The sequence below is a fragment of the Paenibacillus glycanilyticus genome (genome assembly GCF_051200795.1).
GTDB lineage: Bacteria > Bacillota > Bacilli > Paenibacillales > Paenibacillaceae > Pristimantibacillus > Pristimantibacillus glycanilyticus.
In genome coordinates this window covers 2,329,862-2,348,748 of record NZ_CP195155.1, presented here as the reverse complement: position 1 = coordinate 2,348,748, position 18,887 = coordinate 2,329,862, and the positions used below count along the sequence as shown (strand labels likewise).

Here is an 18,887-nt window from a genome sequence, read left to right as displayed (position 1 = left end):
TAAAGGAGTTGCAGTACATTGAAGAACGTGCAGCTGCCGGAGGCTTATGTCCGGCAAATGCAGGCTCTTCTCGGAAGGGAAGAAGCCGAGCGGTTTCTTGACAGCTACAATGATGCCCGTGTTTACGGGCTTCGGTTTAATCCTTTGAAATGTCGACAACCAATCGGGGACCAAGCGGCTGCTCTTAAGCAGCCGTTTCATTTGGAGCCCGTACCTTGGTGCAAAACCGGTTACTATTATGACGAAGCTTCAAGACCCGGCAAGCATCCTTATCATACAGCCGGTCTTTATTATATCCAGGAGCCGTCCGCCATGTCCGCGGCCGAGCTGCTGGATGCCCGGCCCGGCGAGACGGTTCTTGATTTCGCGGCCGCTCCGGGCGGCAAAACGACGCAAATCGCCGGCAGCATGAATGGCGAAGGCCTGCTGATCGCCAATGAGATCCATCCTGCCCGAGCGAAAATTTTAAGCGAAAACGTTGAACGTCTCGGCATCCGCAACGCTGTTGTTACGAATGCCGCGCCGCATGAGCTGTCGAGACGGTTTCCCGCCTTTTTCGACCGCATCATGCTGGATTCTCCTTGCTCGGGTGAAGGCATGTTCCGCAAGGATGAAGATGCGGTAGCCGAATGGTCGGAGGCTCATGTCGCCTATTGCGCCGAACGCTCGTCCGAAATTCTGGAGCATGCCGCGGTCATGCTTAAGCCCGGCGGCATACTCGTCTACTCGACCTGTACGTTTAACCGTGCCGAGAACGAGGATACGATCGAGCAATTCGTTGCCAACCACCCTTCCTTCCAGGTTGAACAAATCGAGCGTTTATGGCCGCAGCAGGTCCGCGGCGAAGGACATTTTGTCGCCCGCCTGCGGAAAACGTCCGAAGGCGAGCAGCCTGAGTCGGCGGATGAACCGGCAAAAGGCAGAGACAAACGGCGCGATAAACGCGCGGCGGGACGGCCCAAGCCGCTGACGGCGGAGATGGCCTTGTTCCACAGCTTTGCCGAGCAGGCATTGCCCGGCTTCGAGCTTGGTCCGGGCGAGCCGCTTCGCTTCGGCGACGCCCTCTATTGGCTGCCCCATCAAACAAACGGCAGCTTTGGCGCCGCCGATCTTGACGGTCTTAAGGTCGCGCGGCCCGGCCTTCATCTCGGCGATATCCGCAAGAACCGGCTGGAGCCGGCGCATGCGCTTGCTCTCGCGATTCAAGCGGAGGACGCAACGTGGGTACGGAGCTATCCGCCGGATGCACCGGAGATTGCCGCTTACCTTCGCGGCGAGACGCTGCCCGCTGTGGGCGAAGAGAGCGGCTGGGGGCTTGTTGCCGTAGACGGGCTTGCGCTTGGCTGGGCTAAAGCAAGCGGCGGCCAGCTTAAGAACCATCTGCCGAAAGGGCTTCGGCGTTTCAATTAAATACCGCGGCGAATGCCGGGGATGATGCCGAAACCCGCTGCCAGCAAGCTTTTTCCTTCTGGGTAACTACCCAAATCCCGATGTATCGTGACAGGAGTCCATTCCAAAGAAGGCCTCCCACAATACTATACTGTATACCGAACAGAGGGCGAATGTACTCGAGTGACAGCAGCCTTCCAGCGGAATATAATCACAAGGAGGAATTAGCATGTCTGGCGTATATGGAGGCGGCGTCAATACGGTAGGTTTCATCCTTGTCCTTTTCATTCTTCTGGTAATCATCATTAGAGGAGTTTGGCACTAAGGACTTGGTACTAAACCCAATGAAAGAAGGGGCAGCCCCCGAGGTCGACATGACCAAGGGGGCTGCCCCTTCTTATTGTTCATTCTCAATCCGCTCAGCTCCAGGCGAACTCCCGAAGGGCGTACGCAACGCCATCCTCGGCGTTGGAACGTCCCACGACATCCGCCGCTTCCTTTACCCCGTCCGGGGAGTTGCCCATCGCAATTCCGCAGCCGGCAAACTCCAGCATGGAAATGTCGTTATAATAATTGCCGATCGCAAGAATCCGGCTCCGGTCAATGCCATGGCTGAGAGCAAATTGCCGCAATGCTCTGCCCTTGCTTGCTTCCGGATGATGCACGTCGATAAAGAAATCGCCGCTTCGGATCGTCTGCAGGGACGACGGCCATTTCTCCCATTCCTCCTGCACCCGGTCCATCACCTCTTTGCTGCCGAATACCGTAAACTTGACAAGCCCCTGCGGCAGGCTGGCTCCTTGTCCCAGAACGGAAGGCGACGCATGAAACTTGCTGTACATATCGGATACCTCCGGCGTTAACGATTCAACCATCATATCAAAAGCCGTGTTTACGTCGTAATGGACTTGATTTTTCCGGCAATAATCCACGAATGGTTCCAGCTGCTGCGGCGCGATCTCGTATTGGTGGATGATTTTCCTCGTATCCGAGTCAATCGTCGCTCCGCCGTTATGCGTAATAATCGTACCGGTCAGCTCTAACTCCTCCAGTACCGGAAAGACGCTGAAAGGCGCCCGGCCCGTGCATAATACAATGCTTGCTCCCCGGTCTGCCGCTTCCCGCACGGCTTCACGAGTCTTGCTTGTCAGTTGATGATCATCCGTCAATAAGGTGCCATCTACATCAAGCGCAATCAAATCATACTGTAATGCCATACGATTCTCTCCATCCCGGTCTCTATTTTTAATCCGCAGCCCGGTGAGCGCGCAGAAGCACGATTTCCTCATCGGTTAATTCGCGGTAAGTCCCTTCCTCCAGGTCGGCATCCAGCTCAAGCGGTCCCATCGATACCCTTTTCAGGTATACAACCTTTTTGCCTACCGCTTCGAACATCCGCTTCACCTGATGGAACTTCCCTTCCATTATCGTAAGCGATATGACCGAAGTTACGCCACCCTCGCCGCCGTCCTTTTTCAATATCTTTAAATCCGAAGGCATCGTGACGTATCCGTCATCCAGCGTAACGCCGGCCTTGAATTGCGTCTGATCCTCTTCGCCGACATCGCCTTGCACAACCGCTTCATAAGTTTTGGGAACATGCTTGCGCGGCGACAGAAGCTCATGCGCCAGCTGTCCGTCATTCGTGAGCAGCAGGAGACCAACCGTATCCTTGTCCAATCTTCCGACCGGGAACGGATCCATTAATTGATCCTCCGGCTCAAGCAAATCGATAACCGTCCGTTCGCGGCGGTCTTCCGTAGCGGAGATGACGCCGGGAGGCTTGTTCATCATCAAGTAAATAACCTCTCGGTACATTACCCGTTCCCCGTCGAACGCAACCTCATCGAGCTCCGGATCAACGAGTTGCCCGCTGTCTTTGACGACTTTTCCGGCTACCGTAACTTTTCCCTGCTTCACCAGCTTCTTGATCTCGCTGCGGGTTCCGTATCCGGTATGGGACAGAAGCTTGTCTATCCGCATCTTTTTACCCATCTTACATCCACCTCCAGCCAGCCGGCAGCTCGTTCTTCAGCATGCCGTCTCCCGTATATTTTCCCCAACCGACCGGATAACCGTCCGTGCATACAAGCACGTATCCTTTAAGCGGCTGTGCGGGATTTCCTTCAATTTTTATGTTATGGGCTTCTACAAAAAGCGTCTCGCCTTTCAAATACCGGATAATTTCGGGACTATCCGACGCAAAATCGAGCGATCGTACGGCTTCCGAATGCCGGAGCCCCATGGCAAGCGCTTGCGAAGGCTCAAATCGGTTGCGGCCCGCTTCCCCGACGTACCAGCCTGCGCGCACAACATGCAAACCGTCTAATGAAGGCATTCCTTCCGGCTGAAGATAGATACGAGAGCCAAAGCTCTGAATAGACCCCGTACCGGCAAAACTACCCGACAGCTCTTGATCCGCAAAAGAATGCCATGACGCGGCTGCATCAACAACCTCCGGCTGGCCTTTGCCTGAATGCCGTACCGAACCGCCAGCCCGCTGAAGCTTGCCGCCGTCTTTTGCTCCGCGGCCGCCCTTCTTCTCCGCTGCACGCAAGGCAGCACCTGCATTGCCCTTTACTTTTTTTCTTTTTATGTTGTCTTCGACCGTCTGGATAAGGGGCTCATTGTAAGGCATTCCCTCCGCGGGAGCCGTGCCTTTGCGGGTCAGCACCGCCGCGTAATGACCCTCGCCTTCAATATGGTGAGGCCACAGCCGGACCGTTCCCGCAAGCGACGCCGATTGCTCTGCCGCAAGACCTTCGCCCGCTTCTCCAGCCCATTCCGGATGCCCCGGCTTCCAGCCGAATTGATGCCGAACCGGCTTAACCTCGAAATCCGGATATTCGGCAAGCAGCTCCGCGATTTGAGCTTCGTTTTCTTCCGGAGAGAACGTGCAGGTGGAATAGACCAAAACGCCTCCCGGAGCCAGCATTGCTGCCGCATCGCGCAAAATAGGCCTCTGCATCGCCGAGCAGCGTTCGATGGAATGCTTCTCCCATTCCGCGATCATCGACTCATCCTTGCGGAACATGCCTTCTCCCGAGCATGGCGCGTCGACCAGTATGCGGTCGAACCATTCCCGGAAGACCGGCGCAAGAGCCGACGGCTCCTCGTTTAGTACAACGGCATTGCGGACGCCGGCCAGCTCGATGTTTTTGGCAAGCGCCTTCGTCCGTTCCCTGGCGTTGTCGTTGCTTACCAGCACGCCAGTGCCTTGCAGCTTGGCCGCAATCTGAGTCGACTTGCCGCCCGGTGCCGCGCATAGATCAAGCACGCGATGTCCGGGATGGACATCAAGCAGCTCAACCGGAGCCATCGCGCTTGGCTCTTGAATATAGTAAAGACCGGCATGATAATGCGGATGCTTGCCCGGTCTTGCTCCTTCTTCATAATAAAAGCCTTCCGGCGCCCACGGGATCGGGCGAACGGCTTCCCCCATCGGCGAGATCGACCTCCACTCTTCGGCACCCAGCTTCAAACGGTTGATCCGGATACCGTACACACGAGGATCCTCGTAGGAAGACATAAACCGGTCAAACTCTTCTCCAAGCAGTGATTTCATTTTTGTCGTAAAAGCAATCGGCAAATAGCCGGACATCTGGTCATCCCCTTGCAAGCAGCTAAAATACGTTAGAAATATAACATCGAGTATACTCTAATGCATCTCTAATTAGAAGGGCTGAGCATTTGTGATCAATATGTGAAATTAATCACAACCCCTTGTCAATTTGATAAAAGTGGCATATGATAAGAGCAACAAGAGATTGTGAATTAATTCACACAAGATGGAGCGGCATCGCCGTTTATCAAACCGCAAGCTCTCATCACCATCTTCACTGAGCCCGGAAGGAAGCCGGCGATGCAATGAACAAGCAACATGCTCCCCCGTCAAGATCCGCTTCCTTTACTTTCGCAGAAGTATGTGAATATTTTCACAGGAAAATTTGAGGAGGAATTTTATATGAAGATCGCTGTTATTGGATGCACGCATGCAGGTACCGCCGCTGTTACTCAGATGGCTAAGCTTTATCCCGAGGCGCAAATTACGGTTTACGAGCGCAATGACAACGTATCGTTCCTCTCGTGCGGCATTGCCCTTCATGTCGGCGGCGTTGTGCAGGATGTGAAGAAGCTGTTCTACGCTTCGCCTCAGCAGCTGACGGACATGGGTGTTCAGATGAAGCTGCGCCATGATGTGCTGGAAGTCCACACAGAAGCCAAGACAATTCTGGCTCGCAATCTCGAAACCAATGAGGAGAAGCTGGAAAGCTACGACAAGCTGGTCGTAACAACCGGTTCGTGGCCGATAATTCCAAAGCTGAAAGGGATGGAGCTTGAAAATATCGTCTTGTGCAAAAACTACACTCACGCCCAAGCGATCATCGAAAAAGCGAAGCACGCCAACCGGATTACCGTTATTGGTGCCGGCTACATCGGAATCGAGCTTGTTGAAGCTTTCGAGCAGCTTGGCAAGCAAGTGACGCTTATCGATAATATGGACCGGATCCTGTACAAATATTTGGATCGCGAGTTTACCGATGCGATTGAACAAGAGCTTGGCAACCGCGGTATCGAGCTTAAGCTGGCACAGACCGTAACCGGCTTCCGCGGCGAAGAAGGCAAGGTAAACACCGTCGTAACAACAGCCGGCGAATACGACACGGACCTTGTTGTCCTCTGCATCGGCTTCCGCCCGAATACGGATCTGCTGAAAGGCCAGATCGACATGTTGCCCAACGGAGCCATTATCGTGGATGAGTATATGCGCACCAGCAATCCGGACGTCATGGCCGCGGGCGACAGCTGCGCCGTCTTTTATAACCCGACCCACAAGCATGCGTACATCCCTCTCGCAACCAATGCCGTCCGGATGGGTACGCTCGTTGCCCGCAACCTTGTCGCTCCAACGGTCCGTTACATGGGTACGCAAGGCACTTCGGGCATTAAGATCTATGAGCAAAACATCGCTTCGACCGGCATGACCGAGCTGGCTGCCCTCGACGCCGGGATGGATGTAAAAACCGTCACCCTGGAAGACAATGACCGTCCTGAATTTATGCCGACCTACGAGAAAGTACTGCTCAAGGTCGTCTACGAAGCGGATACCGGCCGGATTGTAGGTGCCCAGGTGATGTCGAAGGATGATCTGACGCAAGCGATCAATACGATGTCGGTCTGCATCCAGAACGGCATGACGATGAATGAGCTCACCTTCGTCGACTTCTTCTTCCAGCCTCATTACAACAAGCCTTGGAATCTGCTCAATCAGGCGGGCTTGCAGGCGATGTAATGATAAAAAAAGCGGAAGCTCTCCAAACAGAGCTTCCGCTTTTGCTTTATTCCGCTGCGAATTGAATGCCGTCCGGAGACAAGACAGCGATGCGTGCCAGCGAATCTACCCGGTAGCCCGCTTCCTTCAGCTTGTCCGCTCCGCTTTGGAAGGACTTCTCTATTACAATGCCGATACCCGCTACGCTTGCGCCAGCCGCTTCCACGATTCTCGCCATCCCGAAGGCCGCTTCCCCGTAAGCAAGGAAATCGTCAATGATAAGCACCCGCTCCCCCGGCGACAAAAACTTGCGGGAGATCGCCACCTCGCTCTTCACCTGCTTCGTGAAGGAGTATACCTCCTCGACGTAGAGATCGTCGCGAAGCGTAAGCGATTTTTGCTTGCGCGCGAAAACAAGGGGCACCCGGAGTGCCAGTGCCGTCATAACCGCGGGAGCAATCCCTGACGATTCCAGCGTCAACACCTTGGTAATGCCTTCTCCTTCATACGCCGCGGCGAAAAACTGCCCGATCTCAAACATCAATTGCGGATCTATCTGATGATTAAGAAAGGAATCCACCTTCAGTACGGTCTCGCTTAACACAATGCCTTCGTTGCGAATCTTATCCTGCAATGCTTTCATTCTCTTGCAATCCTCCTGCCCGATTTCTTCTCTTTTATATTGAGACTACCCGGAAACGGGCAAGCGCGCAAGTTTTTCTAGTGTGCGGCTGCCGGCGCCGCAGGTGCTTCTTTGGCAGAACGAAGAAGATACGCCGCAAGCATAATAACCGCAAACCCCGCAAGAAAGGCAACCAGAATGCCCGTATTGCTCCAATACATATCCCAGTTGCTTGTGGAGATGACGCTCTTCATGCCGCGAAGCACATATGTCATCGGCAGGCATTGCCCAACGGATTGAATCCATTGCGGCGCAAGCTCCATCGGGAACGTGCCGCCGCTGCTCGCCAGCTGGGTTACGACAAGCGCAATACCCACCAGCTTGCCCAGCGTTCCGAAGATCGCGACAAGCATCAGTATGAGGGTCGTGAACATGCAGGCCGTAACGAAAGTGAACAGGAAGAACTTCGGCACGCTTTGCACGTCCAGTCCAATCGCGTACAGCACGATAAGGTCAAGCACGATGGTCTGCAGCAGGGCTACCAGATAAAAGACGCCGATTCTGCCCAAGAACTTTTGCCATGCGGAACGGACCTGCCCCTCTTGGAAATGTATAATGTTAGAGGCCATCAAAGAACCAACCAGGAGGCCTAACGCCAGAAAATAAGGGGCTGAGCCCGTTGCGTACGTCTTAACCGTATTCAGCTCTTTTTGTTCGAGCTGCACCGGCTGGGCGTACATATTAAGCTCCGCATCGCTTGCTTTTATACCCGCTGTTGACTGTGCGGCATCCGACAGCTTGTCCGTCAGCTGCTGCGAGCCGTCCACGAGGCGGATAACCCCGCCAAGCAGCTCTTGCGAACCGTTGTTCAGCTGCTGCGCGCCTCCGGCAAGCTGATGAATGCCGCTCTGCAGCTTGCCGATGCCAGTGCTGGAGGCGTCCAGCCCGTCCTTCAGCTGGGCGCTGCCGGCTGCAAGCTTGCCGCTGCCCTCGTACGCTTGCGCAAGGCCGTCCGCCAATGCCGATTGTCCTGCAGCCAGCTTAACGCCGGATTGCCGGGCGGCTTCCGCCGGCTGCTTTAACCCTTCAACAGACTTGCTGGCGCCGTCAGCATCCTGAGCAAGCTTCTCGCTGCCGCTTACAATCGCAGCGAAGGCAGTGTCATCTTTCAACTCGGGATGCTGCTCGACATAAGCCTTGATCCGTGATTGAAGGCTTTCAGCCGAGTTGTCCACTCCTGAAGCAGCCTTCATTGCGGAGTCTGCCGCTTCATTCCATGCTGCCGTATTTTTCTGCAGCGCATTTGCCCCGTCAGCAAGCTGTTGTCCTGCCGACTTCAGCTTGGAAAGATTATCGTTCAAATAAGCTGTCCCCGTAGATAGGCCGGCAGCTCCGCTAGCTAATTGCTGAATCCCTTGCCCGAGCGGCTTCATGCTATCGCTCAGCTTTCCTGCACCGCTGGCCAGCGACGCTATCGCGTTATTCAGCTTGCTTACGCCATCCTGCGCGGATTCCGTTCCTTGCGCCAGCTGCTCCGCGCCGCTGCTCGCAGCCGAGAAGCCGTCAGCCATTTGCTGCATTTTCCCGTAAACGGTCTGCGTATAGCTCTTTACGATATTTTGGCTGACCTTATTCGTTAGCTCCTTCAGCACGTTGCTTCCGATCTGACCGGATACATAGTTGTTGCCCGGATTCGTCATATAGACCAAATCGGCAGGCTGCGGATGCTCTTCCGTCAGCGTCGTAACGCTTTGCGAGAAGTTGTCCGGAATAACGATCGTCAAATAATAATCGCCGTCATAGAGCCCTTTCTCTGCCTCTGACCGCTCTACAAAATGATAATCAAGCGTATGGGCGCTTTTCATATTATCCACGATATCTTGGCCAAGATGCAGCTCTTTGCCCTCCGATACGGCCCCTTTGTCCTCATTGACTATCGCTACGGGCAGCTTGTCCATATGGCCGTACGGATCCCAATAGCCAGCCAGAAACATGCCTGTATAGAGCAGCGGAATAAACAACAAAACAATCGAGCCGATCCGAAGCGTTTTGTGATTAGCCATCAGCTTCAGATTAAGCCAGAATAAGTTCCCTTTCATTTGACATGCACTCCTACTATTTATTTGTATGATACAAGTAATAACCATTGTATTATACAAGTTTATTTTCGGAATGCAAATACATATCGTGAGGACATACATTACTTACCATGGACTTGCTTGCATTATGCAAACACGAAAGGTAAGCTAACATTAAGAAACTAAGACAGGAATGGAAAACAGCCCTATGGACAGGAACGATAAGTCGCCATTCAGCTTGATTGAAAGCCAAATCTCCCTCTTCATCCGCCGCGCCGAGGCTGCCCGGCTCTCCAATATTATGGGCAAGGAGATGGACCGCTCCTCTTACTTGATCCTTCAGCATCTGGAAAAAGCGGGACCAACCGGAATCAAAACGCTTTCCACCACCTTCCAGCTGGATATCTCTACGGTAAGCCGTCAGATTGCGGCCTTGGAAGCCAAAGGACTAATCTCAAGGTTGACCGATCCGAATGACGCGAGGATCAGCCTGCTGCAGCTGACGGAGGATGCGCCTTCCTTGCTCGCGGAAGTTCGCGAGTCGAGAGAGGCATTTTTCAAGGATCTTCTTAACGATTGGAGCGAGGAAGATATCCGTACCTTCGGCACTCTGCTGCTTAAGTTTAACGAGACGGCCGAGCAGCGAATCCGGTCACGGGCATAATGAAAGAGGAGGTTGTCCCGAAATGGGCAACCTCCTCTTTCTCCTTTATAGACCAAGCATGAACTGAATCGTCCGGTCAGACACTTCCGGAATATGCTCGTGACCGTAATCCGGATAAATATCGGCCGACTTCGGCGCGGTAATGTTGTTGTACGCCGCAAATTGCGTGGAAGGAGGGCAAATCGTATCCGCTAATCCTACGGTCATCAGCACTTCCCCTTTAATCCGATTGGCTAAATGCTGCAGGTCGATGTAACCAAGCTTCTCGAAAATTTGCTCTTCCCGCTCATGCCGCGGGTCGAAATGCCGGAAGAAGGTTCTCAGCTCACCGTACGCGTCCTTCGCCAAATCCATCTCCCACACGCGTTTGTAGTCGCACAGGAACGGATACACGGGCGCAAGTCTCGAAATACGCGGTTCCAGCGATGCGCAGGCAATTGTTAACGCGCCGCCTTGCGATCCGCCTATTGCCCCTACCCGGTCAGGGTCAACCTCCGGCCGGTCCATGGCAATCCCCGCAAGCTGCGCGGTATCAAGGAAAATAAGGCGCATCAGCAGATTGTCGGGGTGGTCGTTCAGCCCCCGGATTATATGCCCGTTGTGGGTAGTGCCCTTTACTCCGCCCGTATCCTCCGACAGCCCGCCTTGTCCGCGGCAATCCATCGAGAACACGGAATATCCGAGTGCCGCGTAAGTCAGCTTATCGGACCAGTCTCCCGCATTCCCGGTATAGCCATGAAATTGAATAATGGCGGGATGCGGCTCCGGGACATTTTTCGGACGGACGTATTTGGCATGGATTCTCGCTCCGCGCACACCCGTGAAATACAGGTCGAAGCAGTCTGCAAACGGTACTTGAAAGCTGCTCGGCACAAGCTCGATTTGCGGATCGACCGCACGCATTTCATCCAGCGCACGCTCCCAATAAGCGTCGAAGTCTTCCGGACGAGGATTGCGTCCTTTGTAGTTGTACAGCTGTTCAAGCGGCATATCAATTAGCGGCATAGATCATATCCCTTTCTTTTTGCCCCGACTGCTTCGGGACTTCATTCGTTAAGAAAGCTGAAATCGGGACGCTCCATAAGCTTCAGATTGTTGGCGATCAACTCGCTGCGCTGCTGCACGCAGGCATAGGAACGAAGCGGATCCGCAGGCGTATTTACAACGTAATCGACGAGTTTCTGAACGGTCGTAACCGCGACATGACAGCGCGTATCCGAGGAAGCATAATAGATGTACACCTCTCCGTTGTCTCTAGCGATCAGCCCGTTCGTAAAGACGACATTCGACACATCACCAACCCGCTCATCCCCATCCGGCGCAATCAAATGGCCTCCGGGCGCATAAATTACCTTGCTTGGATCATTCAAATCCGTCATAAACGCGTAGATCACATAACGCAGTCCTGCCGCCGTATTCCGAACGCCATGGGCAATATGCAGCCACCCTATTTCTGTCTTGATTGGCGCCGCACCTTGTCCGTTCTTCACTTCCTTGATCGTATGGTATTTTTTCTCATCCACTATCGTTTCCAACTCAATAGTCGCATGCTCGATGCTAGTTGACAAGCCCCAACCGATACCGCCGCCGGATCCGGCTTCAATAAACCCATCCTGCGGCCTAGTGTAGAATGCATACTTGCCGTTCACGAATTCGGGATGGAGCACGACGTTGCGCTGTTGGGGAGAAGGGGTCCGGAGATCATCCAGCCGTTCCCATGCCTTCAGATCCCTCGTTCTAGCAATGCCCGCGCTTGCGACGGCACTGGAAGTGTCTCCCCGCTTCGCTTCGGGATCCTTCCGTTCCGTGCAGAATACGCCGTAGATCCATCCATCCTCATGCTTCGTCAGCCGCATGTCGTACACGTTCACATCCGGAATATCCGTCTCCGGCATTACTATCGGATAATCCCAGAAACGGAATCCGTCAATGCCGTTAACGCTCTCCGCAACCGCAAAGAATGATTTCCGGTCATGACCTTCCACTCGCACAACCAGATAGAACTTTCCGTTTAATTCGATTGCTCCGGGATTAAAAGCGGCATTTACGCCAATCCTCTCCATAAGATGGGGATTGGTCTCCGGATTAAGATCATACCTCCAATAAACCGGCGCATGAGCTGCCGTAATAACCGGGTATGCATAACGGTCATAGATACCGTTTCCGCCATGAACAGGCGTGTTCGGCCGAGTAAGAAGCTCCTTGTGCTCCGCATGCAAACGTTGTAATTTTTCCATAAAAACGGTTTCGTTCATTGTCTACTCATCCCTTCGCCTATTTGGTTTGTACGTTCAGCTTCTCGATCCTCTCCAGCACTTCCAGGCCCATACGGCCATTGTGATACGGGCATTTCCAAGCATCAACCTTCATGTCCGCCATATCGGGCTCACCCGCCCGATTGACCTTCCAGAACCATTCTCCGTTTGCCTTGTCCACCAGATAACGATCGATAAACCGCCAGGTCCGGTAAGCCGCATTCAGAAAATAATCCTTGCCCGACAGCTGATAGGCATTCAGGAATCCCACGACCGCCTCCGCTTGCGGCCACCACACTTTATCGGTATCCGTCCAGCCCTTCGGGTCCGCTTCGTTAACGACCGCGCCGTCGGTATCCAAGCCTTCCTCGTAGACGGCTTGCGCCATGGCAAGCGCAACCGCCTCCGTACGGTCAATCAGCTCCCCGTCTCCCAGCACCTCCGCTGCTTCCATGAGCAGCCAGCTGCCTTCGATATCATGTCCGTAAGAAATCTCGTGCGACTTGGAATTCCACCGTTCATCGAAGAACAGCTTGAAATGCGCGGACTGCGGGTCCACGATATGATCAAGCATCGTCGCGATAAGCTCCTTTTGACTTTCCTTCAAACGCTCCGAAGGCCATACCCGACACAAATTCGTATACGCTTCAAGCACGTGCAGATGCGTGTTCATGGATTTCTTCTCATTCAAATCGGTAGAGCTAAGGCTAAGCTCATCCGTGGCCTCCCAGTTGCTATCAAGCGCTTCGATATACCCTTTGTATACAGGATCATAGCTATATCGTTCGATCAGCTCGAATAACTGAACGGCTTGCTTAAGCACCTCTTCATTCGGGCAAGCACGCACGAATTCCGAAAAAGCGTACAAAACAAAGGCTTGACCGTAAATTTGTTTTTTCTTCGATATCGGCTCTCCCTCGTGGTTCAACAGCCAGAAGTACCCTCCGTTCTCCCGGTCGTAAAAACAGGAGGTTAAATAACGGTAAGCCCGTTCAGCCATCTTCAAATAGGCAGGCTCTCCATACTTTCGGTATGCGGAAGCGTACGTCCACAAAAGGCGCGCGTTTAATACGAGGGATTTATCCGCCTTCTCCTGAATCTTCAAATCATTGGCGATCCGCCCAACGAACCCTCCATCCCGTTCATCAAGCGAATGCTTCATCCAAAAGGAAAGAATATTATCTTGCAGCTCGCTTTCGATCTCTTGCCGCCAGCTTTTTAAGTCTTGCTGCTCCACCCGTTTCAGCTCCCCGGTTATAACTTAAGTAAATTAAATATTAAGTTATCGATTAAGTTACAAGTTCATTGTAAAAGGACTGCTCACTCCCGTCAATAAAAAAAGCATGAAGCGACTATCGTCACTTCATGCTTCTTACCGATTCCCGGTAAATCATTTTCCCTCTGACCAGTACCCTGCCGCTGTTTAATGCGGGGTCACTAATTTTGCGGACCATCTTGTTAACCGCCGTTTTAGCCATTTCCTGTCTGTCAACTTCAACCGTCGTAAGCGCCGGCTCGGCAAGGGTGGCGTAAATATCGTTATCGAAGCCAACAACCGAGCAATCCTCCGGTACCCGAACTCCTTGCTTGCGCAGCGTATTCATCAGAAGATAGGCCACTTGGTCGCAATTGCAGGCAAAAGCGGTTGGCAGTGCTTCCGGGATGGCGACATCCAGCAATTTGCCGCTCTCATCCCGGTCATTCAGGATGTATTCCTGCCGCAGCGGTATGCGATGCTCAAGGAGCGATTTATAATAACCCAGAAAACGGTCTTGTATACTGCTGGTAGCATGCAAGCTGCCAACAAAAGCGATATCCCGGTGGCCGTTTGCGATCAAATAATTGGTCATCTCGTACATGCCGTAGAAATTATCCATAATGACGTAATCCAGTTCCGTCCGGTCCGTATAAAAATCCAGAAATACAAGAGGGATGCCGGTTTCATGAATGGCCGAAATATAAGCATTGCTTAGCTGGCCTAATATAATAAACCCGTCGACCTTGCGGTCATGGTAGATTCTCGGCAGTACGAGCTGCCCTTCATCTTCCTCGCTCAACGTATGCAGAATGCCGGAATACTGCACATCCTCCAGAGCGGTAGACAGATACTGATAAAATTGAAGATAAAAAGACTGCGTTACGCTGGCATACCTCTCTGCTATAACAACGCCAATGTTGTAGGAGAGCCCTTCCTTCATTGCCTTCGCCGCCGTATTGAACCGGTAGCCCATTTCCTGGGCAATCTCCTTAATCTTCTGCTTGAGTTCGTCACTGACGCCTTCTTTGTCGCCCAGCGCTTTCGAGACGGTTACGCTGCTGACGCCAAGCCTATTTGCGATATCCTTCATCGTTACATGGTTCTGCTGCATCTTATGCCTCCCGGCCGTTAAGCTTCATGCTTCATGTTTATCGTTAACCTTACATCGTTAAGATAAGGCGGACTCAAGTTTTTGTCAAATTTCAGCGCAAATAAAATCCCGCGTCCTGCCTATAAGCAGTACGCGGGATTTTGAAGATGAGCCTCAGCCAGGATTGTTGCCTTTCTTCGCGCGGAGAATCGCCGCTTCAATATCAACCGACAGCTGCTTGAGACCATACAGGTCCTCCTGCTCAAACAGCTCGTTGAATTTCATCTGGAATTGCGCCGCTTCTCTTACGCGGTGATAGAAATACAAATCCTGAATGGCGCTGAGCACGGTGGAAACCACGTTGGAGCGCTCCTCGAAGTCGCGCTGCGCATCCAAAATTTCGTGCCGGATGCTCGACATCTCGGTATCCAGCAGAAAAGCCGCTTCGGCTGCTTTCTTCAACCGCTCGCGAACGTCGTCCGGCAAGCTTTCCTTATATTTATAATTCAGCGAATGCTCAATCGTAGCCCAGAAATTCATCGCAAGCGTGCGAATCTGAATTTCGGCGAGCACGAATTTTTGACCAAGCGCCGTTTGCACCGGGTATTCCACAATCATATGGTAGCTGCGATAGCCGCTGTCCTTGTAATTCGTAATGTAGTCCTTCTCGTAGACAAGCTTCAGATCCTTCCGGATGCGGATGAATCCGGCGACACGGTGAATATCGTCTACGAACTGGCACATGATCCGGATACCCGCGATATCCTCGATGCCTTTTTCCAGCTGATCGGCGGGAACGCTTAGCCGTCTCGCCTTCTCCAGTATGCTTGACACTTTCTTAACACGACCGGTAACGAACTCGATCGGAGCATACGCCTCACGCATCTTAAGCTCGACCCGCATCGTTTTCAACTTCACTTTCAATTCTTCGACTGCTTGCTCGTAAGGCTGTAAAAAAAGATTCCAATCTCTTCCATCCATCCGGCCGCCTCCTGTTCCTATCGATGATCTGCGCCCACTGCCTCCGATATGTTACGGTAGCCGTCTTTACGCAATCGTTCTTTTAAGCCGTTCGTCAGTTCGCGGAGTACTCCTGGACCTTTATAGATCAAAGCGGTATAAATTTCGACGAGCGAGGCTCCGGCGCGGATTTTATCGTATGCGTCATCCGCCGTGAAAATTCCGCCCGAACCGATAATCGGAAGCTTGCCTTCCGTCTGCCGGTATACCGCCCTAACAACCTCGGTCGAGCGCTCGCGCAGCGGCGCTCCGCTAAGTCCGCCCGTTTCCTTGGCGTTAGGATGCTTAAGCCCTTCTCTTGAAATCGTCGTATTCGAAGCGATAATGCCCGCTACGCCGCTGTCTTTAATCGTCGAGACGGTAAGCTCAAGCTGCTCGTCCGTCATATCAGGAGCAATCTTCACCAGAACCGGCTTTGCTTTACTACCTAATTTCGACGCCTGAAGCCCGATTTCCTCCAACACTTCGCCAAGAAGCGTGCGCAGCTCGTCGCCATGCTGCAGCGCGCGCAGATCCGGCGTGTTCGGGGAACTGATGTTGACGACAAAGAAGTCGCCATACGGATATAACACTTGTATGCAGGAACGGTAATCTTCGTGAGCCCGTTCATTTGGCGTTGCTTTATTTTTACCGACGTTAACGGCAATCGGGATCCGGTTAATCTTGCGCTGCGACAGCTGGCGGGCCATCGCTTCCGCCCCTTCGTTATTAAAGCCCATCCGGTTAATAAGCGCTTCGTCGGAAGGCAAGCGGAAGAGCCGCGGCAGCTCGTTGCCCGGCTGTCCTTTTGGCGTTACCGTTCCTACCTCGGCAAAACCGAAGCCGATGCTGGAGAAGCCGTCCGCTGCCACGCCATTCTTGTCCAGGCCGGCGGCAAGCCCTACCGGATGAGGGAAATGAATGCCGAACAGATCAACCGCAAGCTCTGGCGAATCGCTCACGCCGTACATGGCATGCAGCATGTTGTTCATGCCCGGAACGCGTCCGGCTGTATGCAGGCCGTCAATGACGAGATGATGAGCCTTTTCGGGATCCATTTGGAAAAATACCGGTTTAAGAATAGAAGAATAAAGCAAGATTACACACTCCGTTTCAAGTTTCTGTCCTACCTGACAGTTTATCTTTTTTATAAGAAAAAGAAAAGGGCGACGCTGGCCGGCAAGTCCTTCCGGATATTGCGGCAGAACAAGAAACCGTTTACAATGTGGGTATACGGTATTCATTTTTCCCACGGAAAGGTTGATTGACGATGAGCACAGCCAAACGGAAAGCTCCCGCTATGAAACAGAAGCCAAAAGAAGAGGTAAACGTCAAGGCGCTCGCCTGGATCGGTTCGGTCGTGGTTGTTATTATCGCCGCCGTTACCGTCCTCCTCATCCTCAATCAATAGTCATACGCAGACGCGCAAAAAAACTCCATGCTCCCAGCGAACGCTGAAGTAGCATGGAGTTTTATTATGACAGCTTACATATTAAACGGATCGTCAGCGATTTTGATCGAATCTGTAGGGCAGCCGTCGCAAGCATCTTGCAGATCGTCGTACAGATCTTCAGGAATTTCAGTATTACCATGGTTGCCGTCGTTTCCGAAGATGACTTCAGCAATACCCTCGTCGTCGTAATCGTAAATATCTGGTGCCGTAGCGCCGCAAGCTCCACATGCGATACAGGTGTCTTTCTCTACCCATGTAAATTTAGCCATTGGTATTCCCTCCCACAAAAAATAGACATAAAAATGCTTCTGCAAACGTCGTGATGTATCTACCGCTCGCTATAATTATTGTGAACCTTCACTCATCAATATATAACAAACCGACCACCTTGGCAACAAGCTATGCCCATGCAATTGTTACAATTCATCCTTTTGGAGAGAAGTGCCGCGCAATCGCTTATTGCGGATAAGCACGGACGGATCATCCCCCAGCATGCCCGCCGTAAGTACGGCACTCTCGCCAAATTTGTCCCGCAGCACATCCATCGTTTTGGTCAATGCTTCCTTGCGAGGCTGCTCCTTATAATCGAACAGATCAAGCTGAACGGCAGTCTCTTCCTCCGCCGTCAGATTTTGCAGGGTAACCCCTAGGAGCCGGGCAGGTTCATTTCCCTTCCAATGCTCATCGAACAGCCGGCAGGCTTCATGATAAATAACATCTGTCGAATGGGTCGGGGCGCGAAGCGTGCTGGAACGCGTTATAGTGGCCATATCCGGCTTCCGGATCGTGATCTGGACCGTGGATGCCATAAGCTTCTGCCGCCGCAGCCTGCGGGCCGTCTGGTCGGCCAAATTGAGCAGAATCCGGTGGGCATCCTCCCTGTCCGTTACGTCATAAGGCAGCGTGGTGGTGTGCCCGATCGATTTGCTTTGCTCCCGGTCCGCGCGCACCTCGGAATGATCAATGCCGTGGGCGGCCGACTTCATCCACGAGCCGTATATGCCGAACTGGCGAATAAGCAGCTCCTCGTCGGCCGCCGCGAGCTGACCGATTGTTCGTATGCGCAGCCTCTCCAGCTTTTCGGCCGTTTTTTTCCCGAGACCATGAAGCACGTCGCATGGTTTATCCCACAATACATTCGGTACATCCCGCAGCCGCAATACCGTCAATCCGTTAGGCTTCTTCATATCGGAAGCCATTTTGGCGAGCAGCTTGTTAGGCGCGACGCCAATCGAGCATGGCAGCGTCCACTCTTCCGCGATCCGCTTTTGCAGCGCTTCCGCGATTTCCAGGGGCGAACCGAAGATCTTGGAGCCGGTAATATCCATATAACATTCGTCGATCGAGATCGGCTCCACTAAGGGCGTATATTCCCTTGCGATCTTCATAAACCCGCGCGAATATATGCGATACAGCTCAAAATCCGGCTGGATGATGATGAGATCGGGACAGATCCGCATCGCCTGCCTAACGGTCATGCCCGTCTTGATTCCTTTGCCTCGCGCGGCGTAAGAGCAGGTGACGATAATCCCTTTGCGGAGCTCTACGCTTCCGGCAACGGCCGTCGGCTTTCCTTTATATTTCTCTGGTTCCTCCGCTTCGTGCACGGAGCAGTAGAATGCATTCATATCCAGATGAAGAATGACGCGCCCTTTGGCCGGATAATCCTTGTGTACGTCAGCCATAGCCTGTATTCACCTTCCTACTCCTCCCAGCATACCGCCCAGCAGGAAGGTGCGTCAAATCATATGGAGGCGTCAAAAAAATTCCATGCTCCTCTCTACATTCTAATCAACAAGTGTTATAA

18 protein-coding genes are annotated in these 18,887 nt (G+C 52.9%); 5 read left to right on the top strand and 13 right to left on the bottom strand.

The genetic code is table 11. The features are described from left to right. The first annotated feature begins 18 nt into the window (after window positions 1-18). Together ACR9FF_RS10620 and ACR9FF_RS10615 are read left to right on the top strand one after the other, a co-directional pair. Window positions 19-1,410 carry an RsmF rRNA methyltransferase first C-terminal domain-containing protein gene (locus ACR9FF_RS10620; protein ID WP_435170931.1) on the top strand — a complete coding sequence of 464 codons (1,392 nt, stop codon included), beginning with the start codon at window positions 19-21 and terminating at the stop codon, window positions 1,408-1,410. A 208-nt stretch (window positions 1,411-1,618) separates the two neighbouring features. Next, window positions 1,619-1,714: a dihydroorotate dehydrogenase gene (locus ACR9FF_RS10615; RefSeq protein ID WP_127496536.1), complete on the top strand. Its 96-nt coding sequence runs from the start codon at window positions 1,619-1,621 to the stop codon at window positions 1,712-1,714. Between the two features lie 94 nt (window positions 1,715-1,808). On the opposite strand, the gene ACR9FF_RS10610 is transcribed toward ACR9FF_RS10615, so the two are convergent. Genes ACR9FF_RS10610 through ACR9FF_RS10600 form a run of 3 tightly spaced genes read right to left on the bottom strand, consistent with a single transcriptional unit; the run spans window position 1,809 to window position 4,990 of the window. Next, the gene (locus ACR9FF_RS10610; RefSeq protein ID WP_435170924.1) at window positions 1,809-2,606 is read right to left on the bottom strand and encodes a Cof-type HAD-IIB family hydrolase; all 798 of its coding nucleotides are present in this window, start codon (window positions 2,604-2,606) and stop codon (window positions 1,809-1,811) included. Between the two features lie 28 nt (window positions 2,607-2,634). Next, window positions 2,635-3,384 (bottom strand): pseudouridine synthase, encoded by a 750-nt coding sequence (locus tag ACR9FF_RS10605; protein ID WP_435170922.1) that lies wholly within the window; start codon window positions 3,382-3,384, stop codon window positions 2,635-2,637. A gap of 1 nt (window position 3,385) precedes the next feature. Beyond that, window positions 3,386-4,990, bottom strand: a complete 1,605-nt coding sequence (locus tag ACR9FF_RS10600) for an RsmB/NOP family class I SAM-dependent RNA methyltransferase (protein ID WP_435170920.1) — start codon at window positions 4,988-4,990, stop codon at window positions 3,386-3,388. A gap of 363 nt (window positions 4,991-5,353) precedes the next feature. Between ACR9FF_RS10600 and ACR9FF_RS10595 the strand changes: the two genes are divergently transcribed. Continuing rightward, window positions 5,354-6,682, top strand: coding sequence for an FAD-dependent oxidoreductase (locus ACR9FF_RS10595; protein WP_435170918.1), 1,329 nt, complete (start codon window positions 5,354-5,356; stop codon window positions 6,680-6,682). Between the two features lie 46 nt (window positions 6,683-6,728). Here ACR9FF_RS10595 and ACR9FF_RS10590 read toward each other — a convergent pair whose 3' ends face one another. Then, on the bottom strand, window positions 6,729-7,304 hold the full coding sequence (locus ACR9FF_RS10590) for a xanthine phosphoribosyltransferase (protein WP_435170916.1): 576 nt from the start codon (window positions 7,302-7,304) through the stop codon (window positions 6,729-6,731). Window positions 7,305-7,381: 77 nt separating this feature from the next. Further along, complete coding sequence (locus ACR9FF_RS10585) at window positions 7,382-9,382, bottom strand: YhgE/Pip family protein (protein WP_435170914.1); 2,001 nt, start codon at window positions 9,380-9,382, stop codon at window positions 7,382-7,384. 187 nt (window positions 9,383-9,569) lie between these two features. Here ACR9FF_RS10585 and ACR9FF_RS10580 point away from each other — a divergent pair, with 187 nt between their 5' ends. Then, entirely contained in the window at window positions 9,570-10,025 is a 456-nt protein-coding gene (locus ACR9FF_RS10580; RefSeq protein WP_127496543.1) for a MarR family winged helix-turn-helix transcriptional regulator, read from the top strand. Window positions 10,026-10,070: 45 nt separating this feature from the next. Here the strand turns inward: ACR9FF_RS10580 and ACR9FF_RS10575 are convergent, their stop codons facing one another. From ACR9FF_RS10575 to ACR9FF_RS10550, 6 genes are all read right to left on the bottom strand, one after another. Further along, window positions 10,071-11,030, bottom strand: a complete 960-nt coding sequence (locus tag ACR9FF_RS10575) for an acetylxylan esterase (protein ID WP_435170911.1) — start codon at window positions 11,028-11,030, stop codon at window positions 10,071-10,073. A gap of 41 nt (window positions 11,031-11,071) precedes the next feature. Then, window positions 11,072-12,280, bottom strand: coding sequence for a glycoside hydrolase family 130 protein (locus tag ACR9FF_RS10570; RefSeq protein ID WP_435170909.1), 1,209 nt, complete (start codon window positions 12,278-12,280; stop codon window positions 11,072-11,074). 19 nt (window positions 12,281-12,299) lie between these two features. Next, on the bottom strand, window positions 12,300-13,517 hold the full coding sequence (locus ACR9FF_RS10565; protein ID WP_435170907.1) for an AGE family epimerase/isomerase: 1,218 nt from the start codon (window positions 13,515-13,517) through the stop codon (window positions 12,300-12,302). A gap of 121 nt (window positions 13,518-13,638) precedes the next feature. Next, window positions 13,639-14,649, bottom strand: a complete 1,011-nt coding sequence (locus ACR9FF_RS10560) for a substrate-binding domain-containing protein (protein WP_435170905.1) — start codon at window positions 14,647-14,649, stop codon at window positions 13,639-13,641. Window positions 14,650-14,802: 153 nt separating this feature from the next. Continuing rightward, on the bottom strand, window positions 14,803-15,609 hold the full coding sequence (locus ACR9FF_RS10555) for a GTP pyrophosphokinase (RefSeq protein ID WP_127496548.1): 807 nt from the start codon (window positions 15,607-15,609) through the stop codon (window positions 14,803-14,805). Between the two features lie 17 nt (window positions 15,610-15,626). Further along, on the bottom strand, window positions 15,627-16,724 hold the full coding sequence (locus tag ACR9FF_RS10550; protein WP_127496549.1) for a quinone-dependent dihydroorotate dehydrogenase: 1,098 nt from the start codon (window positions 16,722-16,724) through the stop codon (window positions 15,627-15,629). A 173-nt stretch (window positions 16,725-16,897) separates the two neighbouring features. Between ACR9FF_RS10550 and ACR9FF_RS10545 the strand changes: the two genes are divergently transcribed. Beyond that, window positions 16,898-17,038, top strand: coding sequence for a hypothetical protein (locus tag ACR9FF_RS10545; RefSeq protein WP_248756178.1), 141 nt, complete (start codon window positions 16,898-16,900; stop codon window positions 17,036-17,038). 74 nt (window positions 17,039-17,112) lie between these two features. Here the strand turns inward: ACR9FF_RS10545 and ACR9FF_RS10540 are convergent, their stop codons facing one another. Next, window positions 17,113-17,349, bottom strand: coding sequence for a ferredoxin (locus ACR9FF_RS10540; RefSeq protein ID WP_015843751.1), 237 nt, complete (start codon window positions 17,347-17,349; stop codon window positions 17,113-17,115). A 147-nt stretch (window positions 17,350-17,496) separates the two neighbouring features. Next, on the bottom strand, window positions 17,497-18,765 hold the full coding sequence (locus ACR9FF_RS10535; RefSeq protein WP_127496550.1) for a DNA polymerase IV: 1,269 nt from the start codon (window positions 18,763-18,765) through the stop codon (window positions 17,497-17,499). Between the last annotated feature and the right edge of the window lie 122 nt (window positions 18,766-18,887).

What these genes read in the sequence shown, in the direction of transcription:
- ACR9FF_RS10570 (WP_435170909.1), bottom strand. Translation starts at nt 12,280, where the DNA reads ATGAACGAAACCGTTTTTATGGAAAAATTACAACGTTTGCATGCGGAG.
- ACR9FF_RS10595 (WP_435170918.1), top strand. Translation starts at nt 5,354, where the DNA reads ATGAAGATCGCTGTTATTGGATGCACGCATGCAGGTACCGCCGCTGTT.
- ACR9FF_RS10560 (WP_435170905.1), bottom strand. Translation starts at nt 14,649, where the DNA reads ATGCAGCAGAACCATGTAACGATGAAGGATATCGCAAATAGGCTTGGC.
- ACR9FF_RS10610 (WP_435170924.1), bottom strand. Translation starts at nt 2,606, where the DNA reads ATGGCATTACAGTATGATTTGATTGCGCTTGATGTAGATGGCACCTTA.
- ACR9FF_RS10585 (WP_435170914.1), bottom strand. Translation starts at nt 9,382, where the DNA reads ATGAAAGGGAACTTATTCTGGCTTAATCTGAAGCTGATGGCTAATCAC.
- ACR9FF_RS10615 (WP_127496536.1), top strand. Translation starts at nt 1,619, where the DNA reads ATGTCTGGCGTATATGGAGGCGGCGTCAATACGGTAGGTTTCATCCTT.
- ACR9FF_RS10590 (WP_435170916.1), bottom strand. Translation starts at nt 7,304, where the DNA reads ATGAAAGCATTGCAGGATAAGATTCGCAACGAAGGCATTGTGTTAAGC.
- ACR9FF_RS10580 (WP_127496543.1), top strand. Translation starts at nt 9,570, where the DNA reads ATGGACAGGAACGATAAGTCGCCATTCAGCTTGATTGAAAGCCAAATC.
- ACR9FF_RS10540 (WP_015843751.1), bottom strand. Translation starts at nt 17,349, where the DNA reads ATGGCTAAATTTACATGGGTAGAGAAAGACACCTGTATCGCATGTGGA.
- ACR9FF_RS10605 (WP_435170922.1), bottom strand. Translation starts at nt 3,384, where the DNA reads ATGGGTAAAAAGATGCGGATAGACAAGCTTCTGTCCCATACCGGATAC.
- ACR9FF_RS10535 (WP_127496550.1), bottom strand. Translation starts at nt 18,765, where the DNA reads ATGGCTGACGTACACAAGGATTATCCGGCCAAAGGGCGCGTCATTCTT.
- ACR9FF_RS10555 (WP_127496548.1), bottom strand. Translation starts at nt 15,609, where the DNA reads ATGGATGGAAGAGATTGGAATCTTTTTTTACAGCCTTACGAGCAAGCA.
- ACR9FF_RS10545 (WP_248756178.1), top strand. Translation starts at nt 16,898, where the DNA reads ATGAGCACAGCCAAACGGAAAGCTCCCGCTATGAAACAGAAGCCAAAA.
- ACR9FF_RS10575 (WP_435170911.1), bottom strand. Translation starts at nt 11,030, where the DNA reads ATGCCGCTAATTGATATGCCGCTTGAACAGCTGTACAACTACAAAGGA.
- ACR9FF_RS10600 (WP_435170920.1), bottom strand. Translation starts at nt 4,990, where the DNA reads ATGTCCGGCTATTTGCCGATTGCTTTTACGACAAAAATGAAATCACTG.